This is a genomic window from uncultured Pseudosulfitobacter sp. (assembly GCF_963976325.1).
Classification (GTDB): domain Bacteria; phylum Pseudomonadota; class Alphaproteobacteria; order Rhodobacterales; family Rhodobacteraceae; genus Pseudosulfitobacter.
Genome location: NZ_CAXBJW010000001.1, coordinates 1,360,213 through 1,374,785, shown reverse-complemented (window position 1 = coordinate 1,374,785; position 14,573 = coordinate 1,360,213). Strand labels below are relative to the sequence as shown.

17 protein-coding genes are annotated in these 14,573 nt (G+C 63.8%); 12 read left to right on the top strand and 5 right to left on the bottom strand.

All coding sequences use genetic code 11. The annotated features are described in order from the left end of the window. Nucleotides 1-44: 44 nt before the first annotated feature. Entirely contained in the window at nt 45-1,268 is a 1,224-nt protein-coding gene (locus AAC077_RS06830) for an MFS transporter (RefSeq protein ID WP_339767822.1), read from the bottom strand. 241 nt (nt 1,269-1,509) lie between these two features. Between AAC077_RS06830 and AAC077_RS06825 the strand changes: the two genes are divergently transcribed. Next, complete coding sequence (locus AAC077_RS06825; RefSeq protein WP_339767820.1) at nt 1,510-2,553, top strand: aldo/keto reductase; 1,044 nt, start codon at nt 1,510-1,512, stop codon at nt 2,551-2,553. 84 nt (nt 2,554-2,637) lie between these two features. On the opposite strand, the gene AAC077_RS06820 is transcribed toward AAC077_RS06825, so the two are convergent. Continuing rightward, nucleotides 2,638-3,582: a helix-turn-helix domain-containing protein gene (locus tag AAC077_RS06820; RefSeq protein WP_339767819.1), complete on the bottom strand. Its 945-nt coding sequence runs from the start codon at nt 3,580-3,582 to the stop codon at nt 2,638-2,640. An 87-nt stretch (nt 3,583-3,669) separates the two neighbouring features. Here AAC077_RS06820 and AAC077_RS06815 point away from each other — a divergent pair, with 87 nt between their 5' ends. The 5 genes from AAC077_RS06815 to AAC077_RS06795 all read left to right on the top strand — a co-directional run bounded on the left by AAC077_RS06815 (nt 3,670) and on the right by AAC077_RS06795 (nt 8,384). Then, complete coding sequence (locus tag AAC077_RS06815; protein WP_339767818.1) at nt 3,670-4,584, top strand: 3-keto-5-aminohexanoate cleavage protein; 915 nt, start codon at nt 3,670-3,672, stop codon at nt 4,582-4,584. Nucleotides 4,585-4,588: 4 nt separating this feature from the next. Beyond that, nucleotides 4,589-5,110, top strand: a complete 522-nt coding sequence (locus AAC077_RS06810; RefSeq protein WP_339767817.1) for a lipocalin — start codon at nt 4,589-4,591, stop codon at nt 5,108-5,110. Nucleotides 5,111-5,172: 62 nt separating this feature from the next. Further along, on the top strand, nt 5,173-6,651 hold the full coding sequence (locus AAC077_RS06805; protein ID WP_339767816.1) for a carnitine 3-dehydrogenase: 1,479 nt from the start codon (nt 5,173-5,175) through the stop codon (nt 6,649-6,651). Next, on the top strand, nt 6,648-7,394 hold the full coding sequence (locus AAC077_RS06800) for an SDR family oxidoreductase (RefSeq protein WP_339767814.1): 747 nt from the start codon (nt 6,648-6,650) through the stop codon (nt 7,392-7,394). The genes AAC077_RS06805 and AAC077_RS06800 overlap by 4 nt, the downstream gene beginning before the upstream one ends. Nucleotides 7,395-7,481: 87 nt before the next feature. Beyond that, nucleotides 7,482-8,384, top strand: a complete 903-nt coding sequence (locus AAC077_RS06795; protein ID WP_339767812.1) for a DMT family transporter — start codon at nt 7,482-7,484, stop codon at nt 8,382-8,384. 2 nt (nt 8,385-8,386) lie between these two features. Here the strand turns inward: AAC077_RS06795 and AAC077_RS06790 are convergent, their stop codons facing one another. After that, nucleotides 8,387-9,094, bottom strand: a complete 708-nt coding sequence (locus AAC077_RS06790) for an NUDIX hydrolase (RefSeq protein WP_339767811.1) — start codon at nt 9,092-9,094, stop codon at nt 8,387-8,389. A gap of 37 nt (nt 9,095-9,131) precedes the next feature. After that, a complete protein-coding gene (locus tag AAC077_RS06785) occupies nt 9,132-9,533 on the bottom strand; it encodes a DUF983 domain-containing protein (protein ID WP_339767981.1) in 402 nt (133 codons plus the stop codon). A gap of 260 nt (nt 9,534-9,793) precedes the next feature. Here AAC077_RS06785 and AAC077_RS06780 point away from each other — a divergent pair, with 260 nt between their 5' ends. The 4 genes from AAC077_RS06780 to AAC077_RS06765 all read left to right on the top strand — a co-directional run bounded on the left by AAC077_RS06780 (nt 9,794) and on the right by AAC077_RS06765 (nt 11,797). After that, nucleotides 9,794-10,279: an EF-hand domain-containing protein gene (locus AAC077_RS06780; RefSeq protein ID WP_339767809.1), complete on the top strand. Its 486-nt coding sequence runs from the start codon at nt 9,794-9,796 to the stop codon at nt 10,277-10,279. A 64-nt stretch (nt 10,280-10,343) separates the two neighbouring features. Next, complete coding sequence (locus AAC077_RS06775; RefSeq protein WP_339767807.1) at nt 10,344-10,934, top strand: RNA polymerase sigma factor; 591 nt, start codon at nt 10,344-10,346, stop codon at nt 10,932-10,934. Next, nucleotides 10,924-11,301 carry a hypothetical protein gene (locus tag AAC077_RS06770; RefSeq protein WP_339767805.1) on the top strand — a complete coding sequence of 126 codons (378 nt, stop codon included), beginning with the start codon at nt 10,924-10,926 and terminating at the stop codon, nt 11,299-11,301. Before AAC077_RS06775 ends, AAC077_RS06770 begins: the two co-directional genes overlap by 11 nt. Continuing rightward, the gene (locus AAC077_RS06765) at nt 11,294-11,797 is read left to right on the top strand and encodes a periplasmic heavy metal sensor (RefSeq protein ID WP_339767803.1); all 504 of its coding nucleotides are present in this window, start codon (nt 11,294-11,296) and stop codon (nt 11,795-11,797) included. The genes AAC077_RS06770 and AAC077_RS06765 overlap by 8 nt, the downstream gene beginning before the upstream one ends. 36 nt (nt 11,798-11,833) lie before the next feature. On the opposite strand, the gene AAC077_RS06760 is transcribed toward AAC077_RS06765, so the two are convergent. Beyond that, nucleotides 11,834-13,288: a diguanylate cyclase gene (locus tag AAC077_RS06760; RefSeq protein ID WP_339767801.1), complete on the bottom strand. Its 1,455-nt coding sequence runs from the start codon at nt 13,286-13,288 to the stop codon at nt 11,834-11,836. Between the two features lie 80 nt (nt 13,289-13,368). On the opposite strand from AAC077_RS06760, the gene AAC077_RS06755 reads away from it, so the two are divergent. After that, nucleotides 13,369-13,650: a DUF3572 domain-containing protein gene (locus tag AAC077_RS06755; RefSeq protein ID WP_339767799.1), complete on the top strand. Its 282-nt coding sequence runs from the start codon at nt 13,369-13,371 to the stop codon at nt 13,648-13,650. After that, a complete protein-coding gene (locus AAC077_RS06750; protein WP_339767797.1) occupies nt 13,647-14,345 on the top strand; it encodes an HAD family hydrolase in 699 nt (232 codons plus the stop codon). The genes AAC077_RS06755 and AAC077_RS06750 overlap by 4 nt, the downstream gene beginning before the upstream one ends. Nucleotides 14,346-14,573 lie beyond the last annotated feature (228 nt).

Here is a 14,573-nt window from a genome sequence, read left to right as displayed (position 1 = left end):
GCGTTTCATGCTGCTTTAGCAGTGCAAAGGGGGCGGGGAAAGGGTCAGTCGCGTTCGCGGCTGCGCCCCATCAGGCGCCCGATGACAAAGCTGGTGCGCGGGGCATAGATATAGCGGGTGCGTTTTTGCTTGGTCGGGCGGGCGCGCAGGCGGGTCAGGCCAAAGATGATCAGCACCCCGTGCCCGACCGAAATCATGCCAAAAAGCGCGCCGGGTCCGTATGTGGTGATCAGCGCCGAGGCCACGTAAGGGGCCGCAATCGCGCCGATGGCATAAAAAAACATCAGCGCCGCTGACAGTTCGACCCGCTCGTCGTCGCTGGCGAAATCGTGGGCGTGGGCGGCGGCCACGGAATAGATCGGAAATGTGGTCAGCCCGAACAGTCCCGCCGTCAGCATGATGCCCGCGGTGCCCAGCCCCGTGGCCGACATCGTGATGCCGCAACTTATCATCGCCGCAGCCGACAGCCAGATCAGCACCCAGCGCCGGTCGTATTTGTCCGCGAGCCACCCCACGGGGTATTGGGCCAGCGCCCCGCCCAACACGAAGGCCGACAGGAACCACGCGATTTGCCCGGTGCTCAGCCCGACGTCCTGACCATAGACCGGCCCGACCATTCGAAAGCTGGCCGACGACAGCGCTGCCACGATCACGCCGGCTGCGGCCAGCGGCGAGCGGTCCCACGCCAGACGCGGGCGCAGGCGCGGGGCGCTGGGGGTTTCGGGCTGTTGCGCGGTGGTCAGGGTCAGCGGCAAAAGGGCCGCACAACACAGGATCGCCAGCATGTTATAGCTGATGTAGCTGGCCGGGGTCAGCACCCCGATGATCAGTTGCGCCGCCAGCGATCCGGTCATGTCGACCACCCGGTACACGCCCATCGTGCGTCCGCGCGTTTCGTTGGTGACCTTGGCTTGCAGCCACGCCTCGATGACCGTGTAACAGCCGGCCACGCACAGCCCCGAGGCCACGCGCATCACCGCCCAGGCATAGGGATCTACCACCATCATATGCGCCAGCAAACCGATGGCCCCTGCGGCTGTGAACGCGGCAAAGGCACGTGAATGGCCCACCGACCCCATCAGGCGCGGCGCCCACCAGCAGCCGATGAAAAACCCGAAGAAGTGGGCCGACCCCAGCATCCCGATTTCCTGCCGTGAAAAGTTCAGCGCCAGCCCTGACAGCGCGTCCAACGGCCCGACCCCGCCCGAGCTGAGTTGCAGCAACAGGACCGAAAGCAAAAGGGCAACAAGGGAAATCAGCAGGCGCATATCCTGTCACCATGATCTGCACAGGCCGCAACGCCAAGTGGGAAAGCGCCAGGACTGCATCGTTTTTTGCCGCGTGCAAAAGGCGGGCCAACCCATTGGTCCGCAAGGGACACGATGGCACGGGGCAAGTTACGTATGGTTAAGGCTTGTTTGCTAGACCAGCCTTGCAAAGCAGGGGGATACGCCTTGTGATTTCAGGCTCTGGCGTTAGCATCTTGTGCGGAAGAAAAGGGAAAAACCGATGAAGATGAAAACGTTGGGCCGAACAGGCATCAAAGTGTCCGAGCTGTGCCTGGGATCGATGACCTGGGGCACACAGAACACGGCCGAAGAGGGGTTCGATCAGATCGAGCGGGCGCTGGACGCAGGGATCAATTTTATCGACACCGCCGAAATGTATCCGGTGAACCCCGTCAGCGCCGAAACCGTCGGCCGGACCGAACGGATCATCGGGCTGTGGAACGAGGACCGCAACCGGCGGTCTGACTATATCCTGGCCACCAAGCATTCGGGCGAGGGGATGATGCACCGCCGCGAGGGCGCGCCGATCTCGTCCGAGACGATCCCCGAGGCGATCGACGATTCGCTGCGCCGGTTGCAGACCGACTACATTGACCTGTATCAGTTCCACTGGCCCAACCGCGGCAGCTATATGTTCCGCAAGAACTGGACCTTTGACCCTTCGGATCAGGACCGTGCATCGACCATTCAGAACATGGAAGACTGTCTGGGCGCGCTGCAACGCGAGGTGGACCGTGGCCGCATCCGCGCCTTTGGCCTCAGCAACGAAAGCGCCTGGGGCACCACGCAATGGATCGAAGCGGCGGCGCGCACGGGCGGGCCACGGGTGGCCACGGTGCAGAACGAATATTCGCTGCTGTGCCGCCTGTATGACACCGACATGGCCGAGATGAGCATGAACGAAGATGTCGGCCTGCTGGCGTTTTCACCGCTGGCGGCGGGGCTGCTGACGGGCAAGTACCAGGGCGGCACCGTGCCGAAAGGGTCGCGTATGGATCTGAACGGCGATCTGGGCGGGCGCAAGACCGACCGGGTGTTCGGTGCGGTCGATGCCTATCTGGACATCGCGCAGCGGCACGGGCTGGACCCGGTGCAAATGGCGCTGGCGTGGTGTTGCACGCGGCCCTTCATGGGATCGGTGATTTTCGGGGCGACGTCGTTGGACCAGCTTGAGGTTGCGCTGGGCACAGTTGATGTGACGCTGTCCGACGAGGTGCTGGCCGAGATCGACACCGCGCACCGTGCCCATGCAATGCCGTATTGAACGGTCCTTGAGCCAAATTGCGACGGCGGGCCCGTGGGGCTTGCCGTTGCGCAGTGGATATTTAGGGCCAAAAGAAATCAGGGCCTATGCAGATTTACGGTGCGCGCGCGCGCTGGTGCCGTGGGCTGCGGCATAGGCGCGGGCAAAGGCGGACTGGCTGGAAAAGCCGGTGCTGAGCGCGATGTCGTGCAGCGGGCGGCGTGTCTGGGTGACCAGCCGTTCGGCCTCGGCCATGCGCAGGGCCATGTAGTGGGCCTGTGGCGACAGGCCGATGGTTGCCTTGAACTGCAACTGCAACGCGCGTGTGCTTAGACCCAGTCGCTGGGCGATGGTGGCAATGGGCACGGGCGTGTCCAGCGTGGTTTCCATCAGCGCGTGCGCACGGGCGGTGACGTGGTTGTGTTGGGCGCGCTGGGGCTGGCGGATTTGCGGCTGTGAAGCGGCGGCGGTGGTGTCGGTGATAAAGCTGCCCGCCACCTTGCGCGCCAGCGCGGGGCTGCACGTTTCGGCAATCAGGGCCAACATCATGTCCAGCGTCGGGGCAGCGCCGCCGGCGGTGTAGAACCTGCCGCTGACCTGATAGCGTGCGTTCACGGTGTGGGTGTCGGGGAAACGGGCGGCGAAGGCCTCAAAATCCTCCCAGTGCACGGTGGCCGTGTGCCCGTCCAGCAGCCCCGCCAGTGCCAGCACCCACGGGCCGCCATCGACACCGGCAACGTGATCAGCGGTGGCGGTAAGGCGGCGCAGGCTGGCCATCAGCGCGGGCGTGCTTTGGCGGTCCGGCTCAAACCCCGACACTGTCACGATCCAGTCACATCGGGCGATCCGCGCCAGCGGGTTGGCGGGGATCACAACCCCTGATGTCAGCGTCACGGGGGCATTGGCCGGGGTTGCCAGATGCCATTGGAACAGTTGCCGCCCCGCATGACGGTTCGCCGCACGCAAGGGGTCGACCGCCGCGGCAAAGCTGAGCGTGTTGGTGGCATCCAGCACCAGCACCACCACCTGAATGATATTTTCGTGATTCATCAAATTGATTTCGTATTTCGCAAAGTTTGACTTCACGATGCCGCCATGATGTGTCCTGATGCAAGTTGAATTACGAGGAGCGATGCCATGCCGTTGGCCATGACCAAAGACGTCTTTATCACCTGTGCCGTGACCGGCTCGGGGGCCACGCAGGACCGCAGCCATCACGTGCCGCGCAGCCCAAAGCAGATTGCCGACAGCGCGATTGCCGCGGCCAAGGCCGGCGCCGCCGTGGTGCACTGCCACGTGCGCGACCCCGAAACCGGCGCGCCCAGCCGCGATCTGGGCATGTTCCGCGAGGTCACCGACCGCATCCGCGACAGCGACACCGATGTGGTGCTGAACCTGACGGCGGGCATGGGCGGCGACATCACCTTTGGCGATGTCGAGAACCCCATGCAGCTGAGCCAGGCAGGGACCGACATGGCGGGCGCAAGCGAACGGGTTGCCCATGTGGCCGAATGCCTGCCCGAGATCTGCACGCTGGACTGTGGCACGATGAACTTTGCCGAGGCCGATTACGTCATGACCAACACCCCTGGCATGTTGGTGGCGATGGGCCGGATGATGACCGAACTGGGCGTCAAACCCGAGATCGAGGCGTTCGATACGGGCCACTTGTGGTACGCCAAGCAACTGGTCAAGGACGGCGTGCTGGACAGCCCTGCGCTGGTGCAGTTGTGCATGGGGGTGCCGTGGGGCGCGCCCGATGATCTGAACACCTTCATGGCGATGGTCAACAACGTGCCGGACGACTGGACCTTCTCGGCCTTTGGGCTGGGGCGCAATCAGATGGCCTATGTTGCCGCTTCGGTGCTGGCCGGCGGTCATGTCCGTGTCGGGCTTGAAGACAACCTGTGGCTGGACAAGGGCGTGCTGGCGGAAAACTGGCAACTTGTCGAACGCGCAGGCACCATCATCGAAAACATGGGCGCGCGAGTCATCGGCCCTGCCGAAGTGCGTGAAAAGCTGGGGTTGGTCAAACGTGCACCCAAGGGCTGAGCGGGTGCCACGCGCCGCGTGGGGGATCGGACTGGCGCTGGCAATGCTGGCAGGCTGCGCACAGGTGCCGCCGACAACGGGCTATCGGGATGCGTCGATCATCATCGCCTCGACCACCCGGTTCGAACCACAGCGGTTTGCCGGTGACTGGGTGGTGCGCGCCGCCTATCCACAGGATGCGAACCTGCGGGGCGTGACCGCACGGCAGGACGGGGCCGCCTTTACCCTCGCGTGGCACCGGTGCAACGCTGCGAGCCAGTGCGGCACCGTGGCCGAGGTCTGGCCCGCGCGGGCCATGGGGCAGGGGCGGTATGTGTTGCGCGATCCCTCTGGCACGGCAGACCGCACATTGTGGGTGCTGTGGGTCGATGACGGGTTTCGCACCACGGCCATCGGCACGCCGGATGGCGGCTGGGGCTGGATACTGGACCGCAGCAGCACGGGCGGCGCTGACCGTATCGCTGCGGCCCGCGAAGTTCTGGATTTCAACGGATACGATCTGACGCGCTTGGCAATACAGCCCTAGGCTGCGCGAAGGAATGAACTAAATATAGTGAAGTGTGACTTCACGAGTGAACGAGGTATGGAATGCACAAACAGGTGGCAGCCGTTATTGGCGGTGGCGTGATCGGGGGCGGCTGGGCCGCGCGCTTTGCACTGAACGGGTGGGACGTTCAGATTTTCGACCCCGACCCACAGGCCGAGCGCAAAGTGGGCGAGGTCATGGCCAACGCCCGCCGGTCGCTGCCCGGCATGGTCGATGTGGCGCTGCCGTCTGAAGGAACGCTGACCTTCCACGACAGCATCGCAGCCGCTGTAGACGGGGCCGTATGGATTCAGGAAAGTGTGCCCGAGCAACTGGCAATCAAACACACCACGTTGGCCGAGATTCAGAAGTCATGTTTGCCCGATGCCGTCATCGGTTCGTCGACTTCGGGCTTCAAGCCGTCCGAGCTGCAAGAGGGCGCCACACGCCCCGAACAGATCATCGTCGCGCACCCGTTCAACCCGGTGTACCTGCTGCCGCTGATCGAAGTTGTTCCGACGCGGGCCAACACGCCCGCCTTTCTGGATGGTGCGGATACCATTTTGAAAAGCATGGGCTTTTATCCGCTGCGCGTCCGCAAGGAGATTGACGCACATATCGCGGACCGTTTCCTTGAAGCGGTCTGGCGCGAGGCGCTGTGGCTGGTCAAGGACGGCGTGGCCACCACCGAAGAAATCGACAATGCGATCCGCTATGGCTTTGGCATCCGCTGGGCGCAGATGGGCCTGTTCGAAACCTACCGCGTCGCGGGCGGCGAGGCGGGGATGAAGCATTTCATGGCGCAATTCGGCCCCGCGCTGAAATGGCCGTGGACCAAGCTGATGGATGTGCCCGAATTCACCGACGAGCTGGTGGACCTGATCGCGGGCCAGTCCGACGAACAGTCTGGCGCTTATTCGATCCGGGAACTGGAACGCATTCGTGACACCAACCTTGTGGCGATGATGCGCGCGCTGAAGGCGCAGGATTGGGGTGCGGGTGCATTGATGAACGCACATGAGGCGACGCTGCGCGCCGGTGCGCCCTTGGGCGCGCGGGTGGACGATCTGGACGATGTGTCGGCGCCGCTGCTGACTGTGCATCGCGCCGTGCCGTTGGACTGGACCGATTACAACGGCCACATGAACGAGGCGAAATACCTGCAAGCCTTCTGCGATGCCACCGACCGGTTCATGGAGATGATCGGGTGCGATGCGGACTACATCAGCGCGGGCGGCAGCTATTTCACCGCCGAGACGCACATTCGCCACGTGAACGAGGCGCTGGCAGGGACCGTGATTGACGTGCGCACGCAGGTGCTGTCGGGGGCGGGCAAGAAGCTGCATCTGTTCCACGAGATGTACGCAGGCGAAACGCTGTTGGCCACGGGCGAGCATTTCCTGCTGCATGTCAGCCTGGAAACCCGCCGCCCGTCCGACCCTGCGCCGCATATCCTTGCAGCACTTGAACGCGTCGCAACCGCCCACGCGGCACTGGATGCGCCCGCAGGCATGGGCCGCGCCGTGGGGCAGCGACCGTGAGACGCGTTCTGATCACCGCAGGGGCGCGCGGCATCGGTCGCGCGATGGCCGAGGCGTTTGACGTCGCTGGCTTTGATGTGTGGGTGACCGATCTGGACAGTTCGGCGTTGGCGGATATTCCCGAAGACTGGACCGGCATCGGCGCCAATGTCGCGGACGAAGGCCACATGCGCGAGGTGTTCGACCGGATCGGCACCGTCGATGTGGTGTGTGCCAATGCCGGTATCGCGGGCCCCACGGCTGCGGTCGAGGACGTGGCGCTGGACGACTGGCGCGCCTGCCTGAGTGTCAATCTTGAAGGCGCGTTCCTGGCGGCAAAATACGCGGCCCCGCTGATGAAAAAGGCACGGCGCGGGTCGATCATTCTGACATCGTCGACCGCCGGGCAACATGGTTATCCTTATCGTACACCCTATGCGGCGGCGAAATGGGGCGTGATCGGCCTGATGAAAACGCTGGCGATGGAGCTGGGGCCGTTCGGCGTGCGCTGCAACGCGATCTGTCCGGGCAGCGTCGAGGGTCCGCGCATGGAGGGCGTGCTGGAGCGCGAGGCCGAGGCCAAGGATATGACCCGCGATCAGGTTTACGCAGGCTACGCCGCGGGCACGTCGATGCGATCCTTTGTCGAGGCGCGCGACATCGCCGATATGGCGGTTTTCTTGGGCTCAGACGCGGCGCGGATGGTGTCGGGACAGGCGATTGCCGTGGACGGGCATACAGAGAATCCCAACCCGCAGATCTGATCAGGCAAAGGGGGCGGGCGCCGGACTTCTAAAAGCCGGCAACGCTTCTTCTCTGGCGCGGGCGCTGAATTCGCGGCAAGACGGGGCATGAGCCTTTGGATTCCCATCACCCTTGCCGCCGCGTTTTTCCAGACGCTGCGTTTCGTGCTGCAAAAAAAGCTGGCGACGACACAGCTGTCGGCGGCGGGGGCGACTTTTGCACGGTTCCTGTATTCCGCACCGTTGGTTGCCGTGCTGGCCTATGCCTATTTCCAGATCACGGGACAGGAACGGCCACCGCTGACGGCGGCCTTTTGGCTTTATGGCGCTTTTGGCGGGCTGGCACAGGTGCTGGCGACGGTCTGCGTGGTGCTGTTGTTCAAGGCGCGCAATTTCGCGGTTGGGATCACATTCAAGAAAACCGAAGTGATCCAGACCGTTCTGGTGGGCTGGGTGCTGCTGGGCGAGGGCGTGAGCCTGCCGGGGTTCGGTGCGATTGCGCTGGGACTGTTCGGCGTTTTGCTGCTGTCTGCCCCGCCGGATCTGGTGCGTTGGGGGCTGCGCGATCTGGCGAACCGGGCGGCGGGGCTTGGGTTGCTGTCGGGTATCCTCTTTGCCGTCTCGGGCGTGTGCTATCGCGGCGCGTCGCTGCAATTGCCGCTGGACGACCCGCTGGCGCGGGCCGGGCTGACGCTGGCCTGCGTGACCGCGATGCAGCTTGGTGGCATGGCGATCTGGTTGCGCCTGCGCGAAGCGGGCCAGATGACAGCCGTCTGGCGCGCACGCCGGGTGGCGGTGTGGATCGGCCTGACATCACTGCTGGGGTCGTTCTGCTGGTTCACCGCCTTTACCTTGCAGAACGTGGCCTATGTGAACGCTCTGGGACAGGTCGAGCTGATCTTCAGCCTGATGGCCACGGTCCTGTTCTTCCGCGAACGGGTCAGCCTGCGCGAATGGGTGGGTATGGCGGTGCTGGGCGCGTCGATCCTGACACTGGTGCTGGTGATCTGACCCTAGTCGGTGGGCAGATGCCCGCGCAGACGCAAAAACAGGTTCTCTTCCTCGTTGTTCTTGAAGAAGGGCACGCTTTCCGGCGGCTCGACCGACTGCGCGCGTTTCTGCACCTCGCTCAGCACCACCTCGGTGATGAACGGCATGTCGAAACTGCGCACATCGTCCAGCCCGACCCATTGCAGATGCGACAGCTCGTCCGAGGCGGCCGAGAAATCGTCGGGGTCGGTGACCAGCGTGTCGGCATCCACCAGAAAGAACCGCGCATCGAACCGGCGCGGGCGGCCCGGCGGGGTGATGGCACGGAACACGAATTGCAAAGCCGAGGCATGGGGCACGTGGCCGGTGGCGGCAAAGTCGGTCCAATCGTCGGGCACTGGGGCGTCCCAATCGCCGGGCTGGCCCAGAACCTGACCGGTTTCCTCGAACAATTCCCGCACGGCGGCGACAGACAGGGCGTGGGCCATATCGGGCGCGCTGTCCTCGGCGATGCGCGCGGCGCAACCGTCGGGCAGGGCACCGGCCAGAGGCACGTGATAATCGCCCGGATCAACCGCACCACCCGGAAACACGAACTTGTTCGGCATGAACACCGCCTTGGCCCCACGCTGCCCCATCAGGATGCGCGGGCTGGTCCAGCGGTCGCGCAGCACGATCACGGTCGCGGCGTGGCGAATCTGGCTTTTGTCAATTTTTGCTTCGGCGGTCATCTTCGGCCCTCTTGAGACAGGCCGCGCAAGGACGTGATTAGGCCGGTGTGGCATCCTCGGTCATCTTGCGGGCCCATTTGAAGCCGACAATGGCCCCCTTCAGTCTGGGCAGAAGGTAAAGCGACAAGGCGACACAGCCAACCGCAAAGATCGTAAAAAGCACCAAAGGCTCAGGACGCCACGTCACAAAGGCGATATGCAGCAACGGCGCCATCAGGTGGCCGACGATCAGGATGGTCAGATAGGCCGGGCCGTCCTCGGCTTTGAACTGCGTCAGGTCCTGACGGCAGACCGTGCAGCAGGGCGAAACCTTCAGGTATCCTTTCAACAGGCGGCCCTGTCCGCAATTGGGACAACGGTTGCGCCAGCCGCGCAGCATGGCGGGAAATGCTTTTTGCTCGGTCGCGGCTTGTGGTTCGTTCACGGTGGTGTCGGTCATTTTGTGTTCAGCCATTTGAGGGTCATCGCGCATGGGGCGTCCTGTCTGTTGTGTCGAAGATGGTGCATCGGCGGCTGAATTGAAATGTCACCTTTTGTCCTTGCGTCGGGATGTCGCGCATCGGGTTGGAATTAAGCGCATTGCGCGTGGTTCAAAGCGTGTGAACTTTTTCCGACGGAAAGCACATGCTGCCCCGTTTTACTGTGCACAAGGGGCGGCGAACAGCGCCGCGCCTGAATAAGAAACCGGAGTAAGAGCTTATGAAACATACAACATTCATCGCCGCCGTCATCGGTGCAGCCGTTTCGATCACAGGCACAACCGTTCTGGCCGAGCGCGCAGGCGCTGACCACCACATGCGCCCCAGCTTTTCCGATCTGGACGCCAACGCCGATGGCCAGATCACAATGGAAGAGATGCAAGCCCGTGGAGAGGCCCGGATGGCCAAAATCGACACCGACAGCGATGGTTTCTTCAGCGAAGATGAAGCCGTGGCAGCCGCCACAGCCCGCGCCAAGGAACGCCACGCCCGCATGGTCGAACGCATGGACGCGGACAAGGACGGCAAGCTGAGCCTGGATGAAATGAAGCCCAAGGGCGACCGCGCCGCGAAAATGTTCGAACGTGCGGATGCCGACAAAAGCGGTGGTATTTCCGAGGCCGAATTCACCGAGATGACCAAGAAAATGGAACAGCACATGCGCAAGGGCCACGGTCCCAAGGGCGAGAAGCCCGCGAAAAACTGATCCATAACGCCGCAGGTCCGCCGCATCTTGTGTGGCGGGCCGCATTTCACTACGCCAGACCGGAATGGATATGCCCCTGGATCAGGACACCGAAACCGACGACGCCACGCTTTTGGCGCGCTATGCGCGTGGCGATGCGGCGGCGACACGTGCGTTGACCCTGCGGTTTACGCCGCGGGTGTTCGGCCATGCCTTTCGGGTTCTGGGCGACCGCGCCGAAGCCGAGGATGTGGCGCAGGATGCGATGCTGCGCCTGTGGAAGATCGCCCCGAAATGGGAGGCCGACCGCGCACAGGTCTCCACCTGGCTTTACCGTGTCACGGCCAACCTGTGCACCGACCGTCTGCGCAAACGGCGTGGCGGCCCTGCGCTGGACGACATTGCAGAACCCGCCGATCCGGCGCCCGGCGTCGAAGGGCAAATGCAGACCCGCGCCCGCATGGACGCGCTGACGCAAGCCTTGCAGACCTTGCCGGAACGACAACGTCAAGCGGTGGTCCTGCGCCACATCGAAGGCTTGGCGAACCCCGAGATTGCCGACATTCTGGACGTGGGCGTCGAAGCGGTGGAAAGCCTGACCGCACGGGGGAAACGGGCACTCAAGGCGGCACTGGCGCCGCAGAAACAAGCGTTGGGATACTCCGATGACGGCTGATAGGCACGATACGACCGATGCAGCACTGGATGCGTGGCTGCAAGACGCAGGCACTCCGCAGGTGCCTGATGCGCTTATGGCGCGGGTGCTGACCGATGGTTTGGCGATGCAGCCCGGACCGGGCGGCGTGGCGGCGGCTGCGCCCCGGCGCGGCTGGCTGGCAGGACTGCTGGGCGGCTGGCAAAGCGTCGGCGGATTGGTGGCGGCCACCTGTGCCGGCTTCTGGATCGGGCTTAGCCCGCCGCAATACCTGCCGCAGGCCGCATTGACCTTGCTGGTTGCGGATCAGGTCGACGAAACAACTGACCCGGCCGAGATTACGGCCTATGGATGGGTCGCGGATGAAGGAGCGGATATTGATGGATGATGTCGCAAAAACCCAACGTGCCCGCGCCCCACGCTGGATGCGCATCGCCTTTGGCGTTTCGCTGGCCTTGAACCTTGCGGTTGTGGGTGTGCTGGCCGGTACTTTTGCACGCTTTGGCGGACCGCCGTCGCGGGGGGGCGGGATGATCAGCTATGCCACACCTTACGTCCGTGCCTTGCCCCGCGATGCGCAACGCGAGATTTTTCACGCCGTGCGCGACCAGCTTCCCAAGGACACCACCAGCCGCCAGGCCCGCCGCGCGCTTTATGCTGAAATGATCGAGGCGCTGAAGGCCGAACCGTTCGACCCCGCACAGGTTCAGACCATTCTGGACCGGCAGAACGCGGCCGCACTGGCTGTGCAGACTGCGGCGCACAGGGCGTGGCTGGCCCATGTCGCGGCCATGTCGCCTGAAGATCGCGTCGCCTATGCCGATAGTGTCAGCGAAGTGATGCGGCGCGGCAAGGACAAGAAGGGCAAACCGCCGAAAGAGTGATTTGCCTCTGGCAGTGTTCCCTCCCAGGCGCCCTTCTCAGGCCGCCGGACGGTCGAGCGTCACGCAGTTGCGTCCTTTGACTTTTGCTGCATACAGCGCCTTGTCCGCGCGTTCCATCAGCACCCGCGCAGCCGCATCCGGGTCCTCGGCGGCCAGCGCCGCATCGCTGGGCATTCCGCCAATGGCCAGCCCGATGCTGACAGTGACCTTGATCGGTGGCTTTGCCCCGCTCGTGTCAAAGGGCGTATTGCCGATGTGACGGCAGATGCGCCGCGCCGCGCGCCGGGCATCGCCCAGCCCAACCCCCGGCAGCACAATCAGAAATTCCTCGCCTCCGACGCGGGCCACCAGATCGACCGCACGCAGGTTTTCGCGCAAACGGCGGGCGGTCTCGACCAGAACGGCGTCGCCGGTGGCGTGGCCGTAGATGTCGTTGACGCTTTTGAAGTGGTCCAGATCGGCCAGCATCAAGGCAAAAGGGCGGCCAGCGGTTCCGGCCCGCTGGGCCAGTCGCGCCAGATGTGGCATCGCATAGCGGCGGTTGTGCAGGCCGGTCAGCGGATCGCAGACCGCAGCCTTAAGCCCGGTGCGCACGGTCGCGCGCAACTGATCGGCAAGCTGTTTGCGCAGCATCAGTTTGCGCACCCGCATCGCCAGTTCGCGCGGGTCGGTTTGGGTATAGGTCACTGCGCTGACCCCCAGATCCAGCGCACGAGCGGCCAGCGTCGGCGCATCTTCGGGATACAGAAACAGGATCGCGCTGTGCCGTGTTGCAGGATGTGACCGGATCGACGACAGCAGGGATAGCATCTGCTCGGCGTTGGCCGTATCGGCGAACAGGATAAACACATCGGTGTTGCGTGTATCTGCATTCGTCGTGGTGTGGTTGTGGGGGTTCAGCGCCTTGTCCGGCAGGCTTGAGGTCAGACGTGCCGCAATCAGCGCGCGCATGTCGACAATCGCACGCGCACTCAGCGTCGGATTGGTGCTGACCACGGTGATGTCGGGCACCCCTGCGAACTGTTGCGTACCTTCGGCAAAACCAAGCGCGCGGGTGGTGTCATCGCGGATCTGCCATTCGGTGGCCGCGTTGTGGGCGCGCAACATGCTGCGCACCCGTGCCAGCAACAACCCGTCGTGATAGATGTCCATCACCACATCCTCGACCCCGGCGTCCAGCAGATCCAGCCGCGCGGTGGCGCTGATGCCCGGGGCCACGGCCATCACCGGCGCGGCACTGTTTGCGCCCGTCTCTTGCAACCGGCGGACCAGATCGACGGCCGTGCCATCGGGCAGGGCCACGGCGCAGATCACCAGATCAGGCGGCGTATCCGCAGCCTGACGCACAGCTTCGGCCACTGAACTGGCCTGCATCACGTAGTACTGCGCGGCTGCAAGTTTAACCTTCAGCACGATCCGGTTGGTCGCAATCGCGTCCACGATTAGGATCTTGGCATACATCTTGATGCCTCTCTGATGAAATTCATACATTCGTTTTAGTGGTCATTCCTTTCTCTGCCCAAATGGTTAAGAAAGTATTTCAAATTGGCCTCAAAACTGGGTGAACGAAGATGACCAAGCCAAATTCCGCTGAAACCGTCGCCCTGCAGGCGCTGGCATGGCTGGCGGGCAACGAGGACCTGTTGCCGGTGTTTCAGGGGGCCAGCGGCGCGGGCGCAGATGACCTGCGCAACGGGGCGACCGATCCCGCCTTTCTGGGGTCGGTTCTGGATTTCGTGATGATGGACGACATTTGGGTCGTGGCCTTTTGCGACAGCGTGGGCCTGTCCTATGACGCGCCGATGCGAGCGCGCGCGGCCCTTCCCGGTGGCGAACAGGTGAACTGGACATGAGTGCGGTCAAAGGCATCATTTTCGACAAGGACGGCACCCTGTTCGATTTCGCCGCAACCTGGGAGGCATGGGCCCAGGCGTTCCTGTTGCGCGCCTGCAACGGCGATCGGACCCGTGCCACGCAAGCGGGGGCCGTCATCGGATTTGACCTGCAAACCCGCAGCTTCTCCCGTGACAGCATCGTGATCGCAGGCACTGCGGGCGAAGTCGCCACCGCCTTGGCCCCGCATTTTCCCGACATGACCAAGCCCGCCTTGCTGGCCATGCTGAACGAAGAGGCCGAAAAGGCCCCCCAGGCCGAAGCCGTGCCGTTAACACCTTTGCTGACCGCCTTACGCGACCGTGGCCTTAAACTGGGCGTGGCGACCAACGACGCACAGGCGCCGGCACTTGCCCATCTGACGGGCGCGGGCGTGGCAAGCTATTTCGACTTCATCGCAGGCTTTGACAGCGGCCACGGCGGCAAGCCCGCGCCGGGGCAATTGCTGGCCTTTTGCGCGGCGACTGGGCTGGAACCGCAGGCCGTGGTGATGGTCGGCGACAGCACCCATGATCTGCACGCGGGCCGCGCCGCCGGGATGCGCACCGTGGCCGTGCTGACGGGACTGGCGATGGCCGAAACGCTTGCGCCCTTGGCCGACGTGGTTCTGGCCGACATCGGCCATTTGCCCGCCTGGCTGGACGATCAGGCCTGAGGCACCCCTTCTAAAACGACGTATCGGGTCACAAACGGAACGGTAGCCCGCGCGGCCAGCCCAAGGTGTTTACCAACATCAACTCGACCGCGCCTCGGCGCAAATCCGAAGGCAGCGCGCCCACTGACTTTTGATCGCTTCCGCCCGCGAACCCCTGCCAAACTAGGTCAATTCTTAACTATTTGCGGCATCTTAACACTTGTCCGGCATAAAGGCCGCGGGAATGGG

Excerpts from the sequence above, each read along its gene's own strand:
- AAC077_RS06785 (WP_339767981.1), bottom strand. The coding sequence starts at position 9,533 with ATGACCGACACCACCGTGAACGAACCACAAGCCGCGACCGAGCAAAAA.
- AAC077_RS06815 (WP_339767818.1), top strand. The coding sequence starts at position 3,670 with ATGCCGTTGGCCATGACCAAAGACGTCTTTATCACCTGTGCCGTGACC.
- AAC077_RS06805 (WP_339767816.1), top strand. The coding sequence starts at position 5,173 with ATGCACAAACAGGTGGCAGCCGTTATTGGCGGTGGCGTGATCGGGGGC.
- AAC077_RS06795 (WP_339767812.1), top strand. The coding sequence starts at position 7,482 with ATGAGCCTTTGGATTCCCATCACCCTTGCCGCCGCGTTTTTCCAGACG.
- AAC077_RS06820 (WP_339767819.1), bottom strand. The coding sequence starts at position 3,582 with ATGAATCACGAAAATATCATTCAGGTGGTGGTGCTGGTGCTGGATGCC.
- AAC077_RS06830 (WP_339767822.1), bottom strand. The coding sequence starts at position 1,268 with ATGCGCCTGCTGATTTCCCTTGTTGCCCTTTTGCTTTCGGTCCTGTTG.
- AAC077_RS06765 (WP_339767803.1), top strand. The coding sequence starts at position 11,294 with ATGGATGATGTCGCAAAAACCCAACGTGCCCGCGCCCCACGCTGGATG.
- AAC077_RS06750 (WP_339767797.1), top strand. The coding sequence starts at position 13,647 with ATGAGTGCGGTCAAAGGCATCATTTTCGACAAGGACGGCACCCTGTTC.
- AAC077_RS06770 (WP_339767805.1), top strand. The coding sequence starts at position 10,924 with ATGACGGCTGATAGGCACGATACGACCGATGCAGCACTGGATGCGTGG.
- AAC077_RS06775 (WP_339767807.1), top strand. The coding sequence starts at position 10,344 with ATGGATATGCCCCTGGATCAGGACACCGAAACCGACGACGCCACGCTT.
- AAC077_RS06755 (WP_339767799.1), top strand. The coding sequence starts at position 13,369 with ATGACCAAGCCAAATTCCGCTGAAACCGTCGCCCTGCAGGCGCTGGCA.
- AAC077_RS06760 (WP_339767801.1), bottom strand. The coding sequence starts at position 13,288 with ATGTATGAATTTCATCAGAGAGGCATCAAGATGTATGCCAAGATCCTA.
- AAC077_RS06780 (WP_339767809.1), top strand. The coding sequence starts at position 9,794 with ATGAAACATACAACATTCATCGCCGCCGTCATCGGTGCAGCCGTTTCG.
- AAC077_RS06825 (WP_339767820.1), top strand. The coding sequence starts at position 1,510 with ATGAAGATGAAAACGTTGGGCCGAACAGGCATCAAAGTGTCCGAGCTG.
- AAC077_RS06790 (WP_339767811.1), bottom strand. The coding sequence starts at position 9,094 with ATGACCGCCGAAGCAAAAATTGACAAAAGCCAGATTCGCCACGCCGCG.